This is a genomic window from Nocardia sp. NPDC003345 (assembly GCF_053589395.1).
Genome location: NZ_JBSFRU010000128.1, coordinates 1 through 16,159, shown reverse-complemented (window position 1 = coordinate 16,159; position 16,159 = coordinate 1). Strand labels below are relative to the sequence as shown.

Annotated in this window: 11 protein-coding genes; 2 read left to right on the top strand and 9 right to left on the bottom strand. The window is 70.2% G+C overall.

Features of this window, described 5'->3' with window-relative positions; all coding sequences use genetic code 11:
• The 6 genes from ACWDU1_RS16115 to ACWDU1_RS16090 all read right to left on the bottom strand — a co-directional run.
• Positions 1-464: NAD(P)/FAD-dependent oxidoreductase (locus ACWDU1_RS16115; RefSeq protein WP_449999209.1), on the bottom strand; the 464-nt coding region annotated here is incomplete at its 3' end.
• A gap of 87 nt (positions 465-551) precedes the next feature.
• Positions 552-1,406, bottom strand: coding sequence for a hypothetical protein (locus ACWDU1_RS16110; protein ID WP_449999207.1), 855 nt, complete (start codon positions 1,404-1,406; stop codon positions 552-554).
• 145 nt (positions 1,407-1,551) lie between these two features.
• Entirely contained in the window at positions 1,552-2,085 is a 534-nt protein-coding gene (sigM, locus tag ACWDU1_RS16105; RefSeq protein WP_449999205.1) for an RNA polymerase sigma factor SigM, read from the bottom strand.
• 303 nt (positions 2,086-2,388) lie between these two features.
• Positions 2,389-6,195, bottom strand: a complete 3,807-nt coding sequence (locus ACWDU1_RS16100) for a murein biosynthesis integral membrane protein MurJ (protein WP_449999212.1) — start codon at positions 6,193-6,195, stop codon at positions 2,389-2,391.
• A 1,492-nt stretch (positions 6,196-7,687) separates the two neighbouring features.
• A complete protein-coding gene (locus ACWDU1_RS16095; protein WP_449999204.1) occupies positions 7,688-10,237 on the bottom strand; it encodes a DUF6049 family protein in 2,550 nt (849 codons plus the stop codon).
• Between the two features lie 20 nt (positions 10,238-10,257).
• Positions 10,258-10,794, bottom strand: coding sequence for an NUDIX hydrolase (locus ACWDU1_RS16090; RefSeq protein ID WP_357425347.1), 537 nt, complete (start codon positions 10,792-10,794; stop codon positions 10,258-10,260).
• A 93-nt stretch (positions 10,795-10,887) separates the two neighbouring features.
• Between ACWDU1_RS16090 and ACWDU1_RS16085 the strand changes: the two genes are divergently transcribed.
• The gene (locus tag ACWDU1_RS16085; RefSeq protein ID WP_449999202.1) at positions 10,888-12,348 is read left to right on the top strand and encodes a CCA tRNA nucleotidyltransferase; all 1,461 of its coding nucleotides are present in this window, start codon (positions 10,888-10,890) and stop codon (positions 12,346-12,348) included.
• Between the two features lie 15 nt (positions 12,349-12,363).
• Here ACWDU1_RS16085 and ACWDU1_RS16080 read toward each other — a convergent pair whose 3' ends face one another.
• The gene (locus ACWDU1_RS16080; RefSeq protein WP_449999201.1) at positions 12,364-13,182 is read right to left on the bottom strand and encodes a hypothetical protein; all 819 of its coding nucleotides are present in this window, start codon (positions 13,180-13,182) and stop codon (positions 12,364-12,366) included.
• 233 nt (positions 13,183-13,415) lie between these two features.
• Here ACWDU1_RS16080 and ACWDU1_RS16075 point away from each other — a divergent pair, with 233 nt between their 5' ends.
• On the top strand, positions 13,416-14,981 hold the full coding sequence (locus tag ACWDU1_RS16075; protein ID WP_449999210.1) for a DUF4185 domain-containing protein: 1,566 nt from the start codon (positions 13,416-13,418) through the stop codon (positions 14,979-14,981).
• A 15-nt stretch (positions 14,982-14,996) separates the two neighbouring features.
• Here ACWDU1_RS16075 and ACWDU1_RS16070 read toward each other — a convergent pair whose 3' ends face one another.
• Positions 14,997-15,860, bottom strand: coding sequence for a 5-oxoprolinase subunit C family protein (locus ACWDU1_RS16070; protein WP_449999200.1), 864 nt, complete (start codon positions 15,858-15,860; stop codon positions 14,997-14,999).
• A partial coding sequence (locus ACWDU1_RS16065; protein WP_449999198.1) for a 5-oxoprolinase subunit B family protein occupies positions 15,857-16,159 on the bottom strand: 303 nt, incomplete at its 5' end. The genes ACWDU1_RS16065 and ACWDU1_RS16070, both read right to left, overlap by 4 nt.

The window sequence follows — 16,159 nt, the reverse complement described above, 5'->3', positions numbered from 1 at the left end:
TCACCGCCACCGACCACCACGATGTCCTGGCCTTTGAAGAAGAAGCCGTCGCAGGTGGCGCAGGCGCTGACACCGCGGCCGAGCAGTTCCTGCTCCCCCGGGACGTTCAGGTACCGGGCCGCGGACCCCATGGCGAGGATCACGGCGTGCGCCTCGTACACATCGCCGGAAACGGTGACCTTCTTCACGGGGCCACTCAGATCGATAGCGTCGACGTCCTCGGTGCGGATCTCGGCGCCGAAGCGTTTTGCCTGTTCACGCATCTGTTCCATCAGGTCGGGACCCATGATGCCGTCGCGGAAACCCGGGTAGTTCTCCACCTCGGTGGTGGTCATCAGCGCGCCGCCGAACTGGGTGCCCTCGAACACCAGCGGCTCGAGTTCGGCACGGGCGGCGTATACGGCGGCGGTATAGCCGGCCGGCCCGGAGCCGACGATGATCAGGTCGCGAACTGGCGTGCTCATGGGGCCCTTCCGGAGGAGCTGACGGGGACGTTTCGGTCAACAACAGGGTAGACGCGCTTTGTTCCCCCGGTAACCGGCCGCACCGGGTCAGCCGATATCGGTGATGGCCAGAAGCTCGGGGTTGCCCGGTCCGCATCCGGAGCCGACGACCATGGCGGTGATCTGGGCGCCGTTGCGCCCCCCGACGAGAATCAGCACGGCATCGTCGCGGCCCTCGAACCGCATCTCGGAGGAACCCAGTACCGGGCGCTCGATCTCATTGGCCCGGACGCAGGCGGCGAGCGCGGCGGGATCGGAGAGTCTGCCACTGACATCGTTGCGCCCGAGTGCGCGCATGGCGACCGCGGTATCCAATATGCCGCCCGGAACGGTGGTTTCGCCTGTGGGCGGTGCGGCGGTCGGCGGCGCCGAGTCCGTGCCGGGACGCAGCCCGATAACTGTGGCGGCCGCGGCGATCACCACCAAGGCGGCCGCGGCCAGCGTTGCCGCGGCCCGCCTGCGGCGGCGACGGCTGTCGATGGGGATCGGTGCTGCCGGAGCGGATTCCGACGCGGGAGCGGTTGCGGTGGAGGGGTTTTCGGTGGCAACCCGAGGCAGTGCCCGGACAGCGCCCGAAGATACGCCGACCGGGGAGACCACCTCGCCGCTGTCCGCCGCGACATCCGCGGGCCGAACCCGATCCGCGGCCTCGCGGCCCAGGGATTCGGCGAAACCTTCGAGCCGCGCCGCGATATCCGGCGGCATCGGACAGGCGATACCGCCGGATCGGGCGAGACCGGCCAGTGATCGGCTCACCTCGTCCAGGGAGTCGAGATAGCGGCGGGCGTCGGGATCGTCGCGGACCACCGGCCACAACCGGGCGGCGAGTTCCGGGTCGACATTGCCCGCGTGCAGGTCGGCCAGCAGTTCCGGAGGGAAGGGAGGCTGCGGATCGGGCTTCATGACCTTCGCACCTCCAATGCTGCTGCGTCCATCTGGCTCGGGTATCGATTCCTGCGGCGGTTGTTCGTATGCGGGCTGTTCGTACTTCTCCGGAGTACATACCGTCCGGGCGGGAAAATATGTCACTTGATCTGACGCGGAAGACCTACATCCGGTTCCCCTCCGCATCGAGTGAATCCAGTTCGGCCTTCAAACGCTGCCGGGCACGTGCGCATCTGCTCTTGACGGTACCCACCGGTACGCCGAGCAGTTCCGCCGCGTCGGCGACGCTGTAGCCTTCCACATCCACCGCGACCACCGCCGCCCGCTGGTCGGCCGGCAGCTGGAACAGGGCGCGTTCGAGCACTATCGAGATATCGATGCGGCCGTATTCGTCGGAGCGGTCCGATATCTCGGGCCAGACCTCGGGCGGCAGCACAACGGCGCGCTGGGCACGGTTACGCCGGATCCGGTCCAGGCAGGCATTGACCACGATGCGGTGCAGCCAGGTTCGCACCCCGGATTCGGCGCGGAACGAGGCCGCGTTGCGATGCGCGGACAACAGCGCCTCCTGGAGGGAGTCCGCGGCGTCCTCGGGCGTGTAGGAGACCCGGACGGCGGTCTGCCACAGGTGGTCGTTGTGGCGGCGCAGGAGCTCCGCGAAGGCGTGTGGTGCGCCCTCGGCATGGGCACGAAGCAATTCGGTATCGGTAATCGAATCGAAGCCGGACCCGTATGCCCCGCCCGTGCCGGGGCGCGCGGTTTCTCCGCGAATCCCCGCGTTCGATTCGGACGACAATACCCAACCCCTCGAAAAGCGCTCACCAACGACGACGGCCATCGGCCGGCCACTGGAACCAACTGTGTGGCAGCGTGCGAGACGAACCCCTCATCCCGCCTGGCTCCCCTCCTGAGAGCGCGGGCGTGATCATATCCCGGTGTTCGATCGGGCGGCAACCGATTCGGTCCGGACCGCGGCCCGGTACGGGCCCGGTCGCGGTTGTCAGGGCTTGGCCTCGAATCCGAGTTCGGCGATGGAACTCTGGAACTGTCCTCCGTTGTTGCCCAGCCCGGTGACCCAGATCAGGACGTAGCGTGCCGACTGATCCGTCTGGATCGGCACCTCCGTGACCCCGTCGCCGAGGACCGCGGTGCCCACCAGCTGGGTTTGATCCAGGGTGGGTGTTTCGGTGGGTGAGGTGCGGATCTCGACCGAGGTACCCGGGGTGGGCGAGGTGATCGTGACGCCGGTGAGGGTGGTCGGGCCGGGCAGGGTCGCCAGCAGGCCGACGCCCTTTTTCAGGGCCGGGAACTGCTGGAAGTACTGATCAGTGCGCCAGAAGGTGGCCGGATTGCCGTCGGTGGTCGTGGCCGCTCCGGCGGGGTCGTCCGGGGTGCCCTCGGGCGAGAAGACCGTGACGCCGGTGGCCGGCACCGGCACGCCGGCGGCCGCCGGAGCCGGGGCCGACGGTGCGGCCGGATCACCGGTCTCCTCCGGGGCCCGGCTGGTGGTGAGACCGATGACCTGCTGTTCGTTGAGCGGCTCGCTGGAGTCTCCCGGTGCGAACACGCTCACCAGCCACCAGATGACGATGCCGACGACCAGGGCGGTCAGAATGCCCAGGGCCACCATGATCCACATCATCCGCTGCGACCTGTCGCGCTCGGCGGCAAGCAGTTCCGGATCGGCCAGGGATTCGTCGGCCGGTGCCGGGGCCCGCTGGCCCAGGCGCAGCACGGGGATGAAATCGGTCTTCTGGTCCACCACCGAGGCCTGCTCCAGCACATGCTGGATGGTGGCGGCGGTCCGGACGCCCTTGTTCGGCTCCAGCGAGCGCACCGCGACCGCGGAGATCTCGAAGGGCACCTCGGGCCGGATCTGCCGGGGTTCGACGGGGGTGCCGTCGGGGCCGTAGTCCGCCATCCGCAGCCCGCCGACGGTGGCCGCGCTACCGCTCATACCGCCGGTCCGCAGCGGCCAGCGCGCGGTGATCAGGGCGTAGAGCATGGCGCCCAGACCGCGGACGTCGCTCTGTGGATCGGCGTCGCCGAGCGTGCCCGGGAAGGCGAGAACGGCGTCGCCGGAGGCGCTGATCCGGATGCGGTCGGGGTGGTCGATCGACAGGGCGCCGCCGCTGCGGTGCGCCATCTCGGTGGCCGAGGCGAGCACCCGGATCGCGCGTGCGGCGCCGATCGGCGACGGTACGGTCTCCGCCATCTCCCGCAGCGAGCGACCGGGTGTCCATTCGGCGACCACGATGCCGCCGGAACTACCGCGCACCACGTCCAGTACCCGGGCCAGACCCGGGGAGTTGATCCGGCCCAGCCGCAGGGTCCGGGACAGAATCGCCTGCGGACCGTCCTGACCGGAGTTGCCGCCGGACTTCTGGTCGGCGTCGACGAAGGTCAGCGCCACTTCCCGGTCGAGTTTGATATCCAGCGCCTGCCAGAACTTCAGGCCGCGGGAACCGCCGTGGTTGGCGAGCAGGCGGTAGCGCCCGCCCGCGACCGAGGCCCCGGCGATGAGTTTCGGTCCGCGCTGGACCCGGCTCGACTGGGTTATCGGCGGCACCGGGATCATTCCGGTGTCGTAGACCGGATCGGTGGCCGATGCCGTGGCGCCGCTGCGCTGAACATGCTCTGCGGACATCCGGTCCGCGGCATCGTCGCGCTCTCCGGCCGATCCGTACCTGACGGTCTCGTTCTCCGGGTCGAAACCCGCGTCCTGCTCGTTCCCGTAGTCCGATTCGGGCGCGGACGGTCCCACCTCACGCTGATCGCGCGGGTCGCCCGGCTCCGAACTCTCCGGGGGAACATCGGTGGACAGGCGACCGCTCGCCGGATTCTCGGAAGAATCGGCGGCTGGGACGTCGCCCACCGCGTCGTCGCTCACCCTCGGACCTCCTTCGCCCTGGTATGCCGCAACTTCGGCGGATCTGCCACTTGTGCCTGTCTGCCGAACAGGGTACGGGAACTGCCCGGGGCCGGTGCGGTCAACCGAGTCGGGCCGGATCACCGGTAGCACCATTGTGCTCTGCGCGTCCATGGCCGAATCGAATCCGGAGTATGCCAGGTACGGGTCGGGGCGGCGCAGGATACGGGTCGTGTGCTCGTCCCCGGCCGGAATATCCAGGTCGGCGGGGGCGGGCGGGGTGATGCCCAGCCGGCGGGAGACCGCGACGGTGATCGCGACCACCTCGGGGATTCCGGCCAGCCGCATCAGGCCGAAGGCCACCGCGAACATCACGATCGCGGTGATGCCCACCCGGATGAACGAGCCCGGGCCACCGAGGGATTCGGTGAGCCGGTCCAGTCCCATGACCTTGTCGGCGATGAGCATGACAGCGCCACCGGCCAGCGAAGCCAGCAGCACCCGGCTGACCGTCCGCCCCACATTCGCCATCCGCAGATCGCCCAGGCTGCGATGCAGCAGGTAACCGCCGATCACCGCGCCGACGGTGAAACCGAGGCCGGTCGCGATACCGAGCACGATGACCACCTGCTGGCTGTCCTCGGCGATCACCGGTGCCAGCGCGGAGAACAGGATCTTGATCGTGGTGATGCCCAGGATGATCCAGGTGGGGGTCCATACCTGCTCGCGGGCGTAGAACACGCGCAGATGGATGAGCACCAGCGAATAAGGGATCAGGGTGAACGCCGAGAAACTGACCGCCGTGCCCAGCCGGGAGGCGTCCTCGGCGAAACGTGCGTAACCGAACAGCGCGTCACCGACCTGCGGTCCCGCGACCGTCAGGAAGGTGACGATGGGGATGAGCGCGATCATGGTGAGCCGGGTGGCGGCCGACAGGTCGTCCACCACCGCGGGGGTGTCGTCGTTGGCGGCGTTGCGGCTCAGCCGCGGCATGATCGCGGTCAGCAGGGTGACGCCGATGACGCCGTAGGGCAGCTGCAACAGCAGCCAGGCGTTCTGATAGATCGCCGGGCCCGCCTCGTCGGCCTGCGAGGAGATGTTGTTCGCGAAGATCGCGCCGATCTGGCTGATCAGTACGTAGAGGATGATGGCCCCGGCCATCGTCCCGAACTGTTTGAGCCGGTTGTCCACTCCCCACAGCGGCCGCAGGTCGATTCCCTGGCGGCGGATGGCCGGTAGCAGGCTCATCGCCTGCACGACCACGCCCAGCGTGACCCCGCATCCCAGGACCAGCAGTTTCGGGTCACTCATCCGCACCGGATCCAGGGTGATCTCCCCGGGGGTGAAGGCGTAGAGGCCCAGGACGAGCAGTACCACCACGTTGTTGAGCACCGGTGCCCAGGCGCCCGGTTTGAAAGCGCCCCGGGTGTTGAGGATGGCCGTGAACAGACCGGAAAGTCCGTAGAACAGCACCGCGGGCACCAGCAGGAAGGTCAGCGCGGTGGTGAGCGCGGTGTTGACCTTGCCGTCCGAGGAGACGAAGACATGGGTGGCCAGGATCGGCGCCGCCGCTGTGGCCAGCACCGCGGCGGTACCGAGGATGACCGACGCCGCCGTGACGAGCCGCCGGATGAACGCCGCGCCCCCGTCCGAATCCTCCTGTTCGGCCCGCACCAGGGTGGGGACGACGATGGCGGTCAGCACGGCGCCCAGCACCAGCTCGGCGATCATATTCGGAATGAGGCTCGCCGAGGTGAACGAACTGGCGATGGCCGGCCCGAGTACCGCGAGCAGCATCAACTGCTTGCCGAAACCGGTGATCCGGCTGATCAGCGTCGCGATCGCGATCGAGCCGGAGTCCCGCAGCAGTTTCGACTGGCTGTTGTCCGGTTTCTCGGTCGCCGCGGCCGGTTTCTCTTCCACCGCGACCGCCGACATCGGACCCGTACCGGGCCGGTTGCGGCCCGCCGCCGCGGCGATCCGCTGCGGTGTCGGCCGTTGCGGAGGTGCGGGCGGTACCTGACGCATGGGTTGCGATACCGGCGCCTGGCGCTGCGGCGGCACCGGCGGGCGCCCGGGATGCCCCTGGGGAACCGGCGCCGGGCGTTGCGGCGGCTGCGGTGGCCGGCCGGTGGCGGCCGGCCCGGGCCGGTCCGCGGGTGCGGCCGGGCGGCCCGGCGGGCGATTCGGGTCGGGCGGCTGCTGCACCGGCCGCATTCGCTGGGCGGGGAAGGGCTCGGACGCCGGGCCCACGGCCGGATCGGCCTCCGAGCGGGGCTGTCGCGGCGGGAGATCGGCGCCCGGGAAACGGTCCACGGAAGGGGATGGTCCGCCTGGACGCGGTCCGCCGGGCTGCGGCCGGCCCCCGACCGGAGCGCCGGGGGGCGGGCCAGGACGGGGTGCCGGCGGACGCGATGCGGGCGGTTGGCCCGCGGGCGGGACCGTCCCACGGGAGCCGGCGGGTGGATCGAGAGGCGGTACGGCGGGCCGGGAACCGGACGGCGGATTGGGGGGCGGTACGGCGGGCCGGGAACCGGACGGCGGATTGAGGGGCGCCGCGGGCGGCCGGGCGCCGGGTGCGGCGGTCGGCGGGACCGCAGGGCGCGATCCCGGCGGCGGGTTCTGCGGCTGCATCCCGGGCCGGGCGCCGGGGCGAGGGTTCAACGGCGGCACGGCGGGGTGGCCGCCCGAGGCCGGATCGGCCGGCCGGGGTGGGCGCGGCCGGGCGTCGGGGTGGCCGGAGGCATAGCGATCCTCGCCGGGGTGCGGTCCGGGCCGCGGCGCGGGCCGCGGAACCGGCGGCGGTGCCTGCGGATGCTCGGGGCCGGCGTTGCGGCGTAGTTGCGGCGGCGCTTCGCGGAACGCTTCGGGACGGTGCCGGTCACGTTCGGTCTCACCGGGCCGGCCGCTCATATCCGGCTCCTGCTCGGAAGGAAGGGGAACGCGCTCCCACGGTGCGCGAGGGGCCCGGCGGCCTCGCTGGGCGTCGGGCTGTCGACCGGGCTGTTGCCGATGAGCGGAGGATTCATCGTCGCTCATCATGCCTCCTGTATCGCCCGGACCCCCGCTTGCCGGTTGTCCCCTGTGTCGCGTCGAACATTCCCGGCACGCGCCACCGAACTGTACGGTCCGTGCGCGCGCCGTATCCGACCGCGCACCGGCCTCCGGACGGAGCCGGATCACCGGTGCGCGCACTGTCTCCATCTTCCACGGGCGGTGGCTGCCGGTCACCCTCCCCGGGCGTCCGGGCCCCCGCGAGGCCCGCTACCAGGCACCGGGCTCGGCCGGAGTCACCGCAGCCCGCCGCTGTGCCCTACCGGGAATCGACATCGGGCGGCGGGATCGCGGAAGGCCCCCGCCGGATGCTCCGGGGCGACCGGCGAGCTACCGGCGGCCCGGCGCGATCGGTCCGTGGGAACCCGCCCGACGCCTAGACCCGTTCGCGCCGCCCCGCCTGTTGGGCTTCGTGGCTCAATTGGGTCTCCGGCCTGGAGGTGTCGTGCCGGCGGGCCCGGCCCAGCCGGATGACCCGGCGCCGGACACCGGGATCGATACCCTTGTCGGCCGGATCGTGCTCGCCGTGGAAACGGCGCCACAAACGGCGTCCGGCCAGCAGGAACAGCAGCGCGGCGGCACACGCGGTGATGATCGCGAGGATCTGTCCGTACGCGTTCGACCGCACCGAGATCGACGTCGCGTGCCCCAGCGGGACCCCCTCGGGGGTGCTCAGCGAGATCGGAACGACCAATTTGCGGCTATCGCTGACCTCGGTGGGAACCTGGAACGACCGGGTGCCCCGGGGCGGCAGCAACTGCTCGCCGATATCGGTGATCTTCGTTTCCGGCGGCGCGTCGATCCGGAACCGGATACGCATGGAAATGGGCAGATCGTTGCGGGCCACCAGCAGCAGCGGACTCGATTCCGAGGCCAGGGTGTACACGCCGCCCGGCGGGAGCACGGTCACCGACCGGTAGATATCGTCGACCGCCGCGGTCGCCTTCTCGATCCGGCGCCAGGCGAATACCTCGGCCTGGGCCGTCGGGCCCCCGCGCCGATCCGACAGCGACAGCGCCCGCACCAGATCGTCGCGCAGCGGGTCGAGGAAGGCCCGAGGCGTCGGCTCGGTATCGGGAACCTCCACCATCGCCTGCATCAACTGCGTCATGCGGTGCGACTGGTCGCGGGCGGGTGCCGCGAAATGCGGGGGTACCGCCTCCATGGCGGCTTCCGCCAGCGGCGCCAGCTGGTAGGGCGCCGGATCGGTGCTCTGGCCGATCAGGTCGCCGAACGGTCGTGGATCCACCAGTTTGCTGTCGGTGAGCAGCTTCAGCTGACCCAGTACCGCCGCGGCCTCGTCCTTGTTCGCACCCCACTGCTGCGGCGGCATGATCAGCTGTGACCGCGGCCGGCCCGGATCCGGATGCAGCGCCTGCCAGGACACCGCGCCCAGCGCGTCCTGCAGGCGGGCGGTACGGGAATCGTTTGTCACCGGGTATCTGGCCTGTTCGGGCACATACGCCGGGGTGGGCGGATTCGAGCCGACGCCCGCCAGCGCCGCGGCGGGCCAGATGTCGAAGGTCGCCACCCGCAGAGCCGGATCGGCGCCCGGGCGGGCCTCGGGCGGGCCGGCCGCAGCCTGCTGCCCCTGCGCCGGCGCCTGGTCGCCGACCGGCACCGCGTCCGGTGCCGTCGGACCGCCGTCCGGCGCCGGCGCCGGCTGCGCCCCCGTGATCCCCGGTAACCGCACCACGTCCGGGACGGCCGCGTACGGGTCGCCCACACCGCCCTCCGGCGCCACCGCGTTACCGGCCAGCACGGCGGTACCGAAGCCCTGGGCCTTCAGCAGCTGGGCACCGCCGGGATCGAGACTGCTGGCGTCCGGGAGGCTCACCCCGCGCACCGACCGGGTGCTCAGGATCGAATCGACTATCGAGGCGGGTGCGTCCAGCGCCCGGGCGGTCAGTGCGGGATCGTTGGCCGCCGCCAGCGCCGACATATCGACCTGGGCGAACGGCAGGGCGACCGTGCACATCGACGACGCCAGCGTGCGCAACCGGTCCAGCCACTGCTTGGCGGCCTCGGTGCCGCTGCCCGGGCGGGTGGCGCCGTCGGGATCCGACGGGCTGGCCAGCACCCGATACTCACTGGTCATCGCCTGCACCGTCAGCAGCAGGTCGGGGTCGACGGCCAGGCAGACCGCCGAAGCGGGCCCGTCGGCGGCCTGATCGGCGCCGAATACCGACTCCAGCGCCCCGACCAGTTCGTCCAGCCGTCCGCCCCGGCCCAGCGACGCCGCCAGTTCGTCGTCGGTGAGTTCGACGGTCCGATCGAGCTCACCCGTTTGACCGGCCACCATCCGGGGCCGGTCGGCCAGCGGCCAGAGGACGGTGGCCGATACCGGCGGATGCCCCGGGGCGGGCACCGGCGGTCCGCTGCCGTCGGCGGCCGCGGGCAGGCCCAGCACCGGTAGCAGGAAGCGGGCATCGTCGAGCCGCGCCTGGCCGCCGTAGTCCGGGGTCCCGTTGACATTCAGCAGCAGCGGATACACACCTGGCTCGGTGATGTTCAGCGATGTACCCGAGCCGTCGCGCAGCGGCACCGACAGCGTGAACTGCTGCCGCTGACCCGGCTCGAGCCGGGCCGCCACGTCCTGGAACGGTGTCGGGAAATCGTAGTTGACCTGGTCGAGCTTCAAAGTGGTGCGCAACTCGCTGGCATCGGCGACCGCGCGCGAGCGCTGCACCCGCACCGCGACGGCGTCCACTCCGCGGTCGCCGATATTGGTGACCGTCCCGGTGACCGTCAGCATCGGATCGCTATCCGCGGTGACCGTGCCCGGGCTCACCGAATCCAGGGACATCTTCAGGAACTGCGGCGCGGTGGCATCCTCGGCGGACCCGGTCGGCTGCGCGTACGCCGAGGATACGAGCAGGGTGGGCAGTGCCGTCACCGAGCCGAGGATGGTCAGGATCACGAGCATGATCCGACTCGCTCCACGCGTCATCGCTTGCCGGTCTCCATCCGGTCGATCAGGCGGTTCGCCACCTCGGCCAGCCTGCGCTCATCGGCATAGGCCAGCCTCGAGTTCAATTCGCTCAGCGGCACCCAGTCGACCTGGGTGACCTCCACATCGGCGTCCGATAGTTCGCCACCGACCGAACGCAGCAGAAAATGGTGCACCGTTTTGTGTACCCGCCGCCCCTCGGTGACGAACCAGTAATCGATACTGCCCAATTCGGCGACCACCACGCCCTGGATACCGGTTTCCTCGGCGACCTCGCGAATAGCGGTCTGCTCGGAGGTTTCGCCCTCTTCGATATGTCCTTTGGGCAGCGACCATAGCAGCCGGCCCCGCCGGTCGGTGCGGCCGATCAGCGCGGCGCATCGCTTATCCGCGGGCCCGTCCAATCCGTCGACGACCAGCCCGCCGGCCGAGGTCTCGCGCACCGTGCGCATACGCGGCTTCGCCGCACCACCGGCCGAACCACGGCGCCGGGGCTGGCGGCGTCGACTGTTCGCGCGATCGGCCGGAGACACTACGCAATAGTAGAGGAGTGTCGGTTAGCGTCGCCTCCGGCAGCAGGGCGGGGCCGAACCCCGGGCGGCGAAGCCGCGCCATAAACTCTGCCTGTGGTTTCGACCGAGTCCGACGACGCTGTGCAGGATCGCCGTACCCGTTTACTGGCGGCGGCCGCCATATCGCTGGGCCGGTTGTCCGATGTCCTGACCCCGCTGGGGGAGATGTTCGCGGCGCGTGGTTTCCAGCTCTATCTGGTCGGGGGCAGCGTTCGGGACGCGATTCTGGGCCGGTTGGGCACCGATCTGGATTTCACCACCGATGCCCGGCCGGAGGCGGTGCAGGAACTGCTGCGGGGGTGGGCCGATCAATTATGGGATACCGGCGGTCTCGCGTTCGGGACGGTGAGTGCGGCCAAGGACGGCCAGCAGCTGGAAATCACCACTTTCCGTAGCGACACCTACGACCGTGTCTCGCGAAATCCGCAGGTCAGTTTCGGTGATGACCTGGAAGGCGATCTGGTGCGCCGGGATTTCACGGTGAATGCGATGGCCGTGCGGATCGCGGCCGACGGCGCGCTGGAATTCGTGGATCCGCTGGATGGGATGGCGGCGCTGCTGGACGGCGTGCTCGATACTCCGGCCGCGCCCGAGGAATCGTTCGACGATGATCCGCTGCGGATGCTGCGGGCGGCTCGTTTCGTTTCGCAGCTGGGTTTCCGGGCGCATCCGCGGGTCCGGGCGGCGATCGTGGAGATGGCGCCGGAAATCGATCGGATCACCGCGGAGCGGGTCCGGGCCGAATTGGACAAATTGATCGGCGGCGCGCATCCGATCGACGGTATCGACATGATGTGCGAAACCGGTTTGGCGCAGCGGGTGCTGCCGGAGGTTCCGGCGATGAAACTGGAGATCGACGAGCATCATCAGCACAAGGATGTCTACTGGCATTCGCTGACCGTGCTCGAGCAGGCGATCGATCAGGAGGAGGGCGACCCCGATCTGGTGCTGCGCTGGGCGGCGCTGCTGCACGATATCGGCAAACCGGACACCAAACGCAACGAGCCCGGCGGCGGCGTCAGCTTTCATCACCACGAGGTGGTGGGCGCGAAAATGGTGCGCAAGCGGATGCGCGCGCTGAAGTATCCGAAGCAGTTCACCGAGGATGTGGCCCGCTTGGTGTTCCTGCATCTGCGGTTCCACGGATACGGCAAGGGCCAGTGGACCGATTCGGCGGTGCGCCGCTACGTAACCGATGCCGACGAACTGCTGCCGCGGCTGCACAAATTGGTGCGGGCGGACTGCACCACCCGCAACAAACGGCGGGCGGCGGCCCTGCGTTCGACCTACGACGACCTCGAGGCCCGCATCGACCGGCTGCAGGAGCAGGAGGATCTCGCCCGGGTGCGTCCCGACCTGGATGGGAACGCCATCATGGAACTGCTGGGCCTGCCGCCCGGACCCGAGGTGGGCCGCGCCTGGCGCTATCTCAAGGAGTTGCGGCTGGACCGGGGTCCACTCACCCGTGACGAAGCCGAAGCGGCGCTGAAGCAGTGGTGGCAGACCCAGGGTTGAGCGGATCCGTGCCGGTCAGAACACGATCAGGGTTGTTCCGGCGACGATCGCGGCTCTGATCTGAGCCAGATCGAAGGAACCGTCCACCGGTCCCAGTTCGATGGTGAAGCGCACCAGGCCGCCCTCGCGGACGGCCCGGCGGACGCGTGCCCCGTGGGGCAACTCCGCGATCCGGATCGGGTTCATCGTGCGCCAGCGTCGCGGCACGGGTATCCCGGACCACCGGGCGCGGTGCACGACAAGTTCCAGGGTGTCGTCGGTGACCGAGGCGTCCAGTTCGGCGGTGATCCGTTTGCGCCGGTGCACGGCGTGGATACGGCCCGCGGCGGTGACGGAGAGGTCCCACTCCCGCTGCCGGTCGGCGAGCCAGCCGAGGACCGCCGCCACGGTGACGGTGCCGTCGATATCGATGCGGTTCGCGCGGACCCGTGTCGGTACCCCGGGGACGAGCCGGACCTCGTGCGAGATCACCGTGACCTCGTGGATATGCCGGCTGTCCCAGTTCAGTTCCCGTAGCACGGCCTTGGTCTGGAAATGCGCGCCGCGGCGGCGGACCTTGAGTACGTCGAGAGTGCCCGTCAGCCGGTGGCCGAGCAGAGTGGCGCTGATCTCCTGACCGCCGAACCGGCTCAGGATGCCTTCGCTGAGCACGGTGAGCAGTGTGTCGGGCAGCAGCGCGGTGACCGTTGCGGCGCTCAGATCGGCGACCGGCTCCACCCAGGCGGTGGTATAGCCGATCCACTGTTCCAACCAGGACTGGTCGAACAGTCGTTTGCCCAGGTCGATCGCCCGTAACGCGGAGAACGGGGACCCCGGATCGAAGTACGCGGCCATGATCGCTTTCGAGCGTACTGGCCCGGCGGGCACACGCCTACGCCGAAGTCGCAGAGGTCACGTCCGTGTTCGGCCGCGGCGTGGCCGTGCCGACCGTCTTCACCGGCCGGGAGCGCCCGGTTCGGGTAAATTCACACCGGCAATACGGCTCGACAGAACGGTGAACTGCTGTGATCGCTGTGGCGCAGGAGTTCCGGCCGCGCCGGGGCGGGCTCGCGTTTCTCGGCCTCGTTCTGGTCGGCTGTCTCACTGTTTCGGCCCCGGTGCATGCCGCGCCGTTCCCTTGGGCGCCCCCGCCGGTGAACGTATGCGGTGAGGTGGGCCTGGACCCGCTGGCCCGGGAACCGGACCCGTCCGTCCCTCCTCCGCCGCCGGTGCGGATCCCACCGCAGATCGATATCCCGGTGCCGGTTCCGCAGTTCACGCCGGTTCCGATCCCCGATCCGCCACCGGACACCACCCGGATCACGCCCGAACCGCTGCCCGCCGATCCGTGCCGGAATCCGTGCCCGGATATCCGGGACACCCCGAAACCGGAGGCGCCCGACGAGGGGGCCACCGATCCGGCTCCGCGGCCGCCGGACAGCGGTTCCGCCTCCGGCAGCGGCCCCGGCAGCGCGACCGGTTCCGGTTCCGGCTCGGGTTCCCAGGATCCGATACAGCTGCCGAAGATCCAGATCAAACCGGAGATCGAGCCTATTCCGATCCCCGTTCCCGGTGGTCCCGGCGACGACCCGCAGGCCGCGCCGCCGCCGGCCACTCCCCCGGTCGAACCCGGTCCGGTGGCCGCGCCCGCGCCGCTTCCCGCGGTGCGGTCGGTGCGCCTGGTCGAACAGCTCACCGGGCCCGGTTCGGCCAACCGGACCGATATGCGCTGGCAGGTCGACGGTACGGATCTGGGGCTGATGTGGGAGACGAAGCCCGGCCAGGTCGCCGTGGTCTTCGGGGATACCTTCGGCGCCGGCTGGCGCCCCGGCGGCGTGGGCGCTCCCGACCAGGACTGGCGCAGCAACGTGCTGGGCTACAGCACCGACCGGGAACTGTCCGACGGGCTGACATTGGACGGCATGGTGCAGGACAGCCGCTGCCACGCCGCCGAACTGCTGGGCAGCCGCAAGATCAAGAACTGGGAGACCACCACCATCCCGACCTCCGGATTCGCCTTGGGCGACCGGCAGTACCTCTCGTACATGTCGGTGAACCGCTGGAGCCGGATCCCGGGGATGTGGTGGACCAACTACGGCGGGCTCGCCTACTCCGACGACAACGGCGCCACCTGGGTGAAGGATCAGCACGCGCGCTGGGAGAACATGTTCGGGCTGGGCCGCTTCCAGGTGACCGCGATGGTGCCGCGCGGCGACCACGTGTACATGTTCGGCACGCCCAACGGCCGGATCGGGATGCTGGGCCTGGCCCGGGTGCCCGCCGATCAGGTGCTGAACCGGTCCGCGTATCAGTACTGGGTGAACGGCGACTGGAGGCCGGCCGCGGAGTATCAGGCGACGCCACTGGTCCCGGGTACGGCCAGCGAGGTATCCGTCCGCGTCGACCCGGAGACCGGAACCTGGCAGATGATCTATCTGGACGTGGTGCGCGGCGAGATCGTGCTGCGGACCGCCGATGAACCCCAGGGGGCGTGGACCGAGCCGGTGCGGCTGGTGTCGACGACCGATTACCCCATGGCCTACGGCGGTTTCATCCATCCGTGGTCGACCGCGCGGGATCTGTATTTCACCGTCTCGTCGTGGACGCCCTACAACGTCTTCCTCATGCACGCGACGGTCGATCCGCCCGCCTGACTCCGGGCCCGGGGATCAGCGGCCCGGCGCGATCCGGCGGAATTTCAGCCGCTGACCCGGCCGCGCCTGGGCCATCAGATCGATATCGGCATCCGCGACCACCGCGATCACCGGATACCCCCCGGTGATCGGGTGGTCGGCCAGGAACACCACCGGTTGCCCGCCGGGCGGCACCTGGATCGATCCGAGGGCCATACCCTCGGTGGGAAGTTCGTCGGCCGAGATCCGGCGCAGCGGCGGTCCGTCCGCCCGGTCGAGGCGGGCGCCGACCCGGTCGGTATCGCTGCCGACCGTCCAGCTACCGGTGAACAGCGCGCCGGGGTCGGTGAACCAGTCGTCCCGGGGGCCGGGCAGGGCGCGGATTTCGAGTACTCCGGGCGGTCCGGCCCCGGGTGCCTGATCGGTCGCGGGCCAATCGCCCGGTTGTGGACCGCTGTGGATCGATCCGCCGGCCCGCAGCGGCGGCGGGCCGATGCCGGAGAGGGTGTCGTAACTAAGTGACCCCAGTACCGGCTCGGCGTCGACGCCCCCGCGCACCCCGATATAGCTGCGCAGGCCCGTCGTGGTGAAACCCAGCCGCAAGCGCTGCCCGGGTTCGAGCACCAGCAGGCTCGCATGACCCACCGGCATACTGTCGATCGTCGCCGGTGCGGGCGCCCCGGTCACCGAGAGCACCGTCGTATCCCGGGCCCGCAGTACCAGTCCGCCGAGCAGGACTTCGATACCGGCGTGCCCCTCCGGATTGCCGACCAGCCGGTTCGCCAGCCGCAGGGCGCCCCGGTCGGCGGCACCGCCCGGTCCGACACCGGAGCCGAACCAGCCCGGCCGGCCCAGATCCTGCACGGTGGCCAGCGGGCCCACTTCCTCGATCACCATCATCGGCCGGTCTCCGCGTTCACGAACCGGACTCGCGTCCCGGCCCGGATCAGGGCGGGCGGATCACGGCCGGTATCCCACATGGTCAGCTCGGTACGGCCGATGAGCTGCCAGCCGCCGGGCGTTTCCCGCGGGTACACCGCCGAAAAACCGCCGGCCAGTGCGACGGATCCGGCCGGGATCCGGGTGCGTGCACTCGCCCGCCGGCCGACCCGCAACCGGGTGTTCGGTGCGGTGAGATAGCCGAACCCGGGTGCGAATCCCACGAAGGCGCAGTACCAGGTCGTGCCGGTATGGGCCGC

What these genes read in the sequence shown, in the direction of transcription:
- ACWDU1_RS16070 (WP_449999200.1), bottom strand. Translation starts at nt 15,860, where the DNA reads ATGATGGTGATCGAGGAAGTGGGCCCGCTGGCCACCGTGCAGGATCTG.
- ACWDU1_RS16110 (WP_449999207.1), bottom strand. Translation starts at nt 1,406, where the DNA reads ATGAAGCCCGATCCGCAGCCTCCCTTCCCTCCGGAACTGCTGGCCGAC.
- ACWDU1_RS16095 (WP_449999204.1), bottom strand. Translation starts at nt 10,237, where the DNA reads ATGCTCGTGATCCTGACCATCCTCGGCTCGGTGACGGCACTGCCCACC.
- ACWDU1_RS16080 (WP_449999201.1), bottom strand. Translation starts at nt 13,182, where the DNA reads ATGGCCGCGTACTTCGATCCGGGGTCCCCGTTCTCCGCGTTACGGGCG.
- ACWDU1_RS16100 (WP_449999212.1), bottom strand. Translation starts at nt 6,195, where the DNA reads ATGTCGGCGGTCGCGGTGGAAGAGAAACCGGCCGCGGCGACCGAGAAA.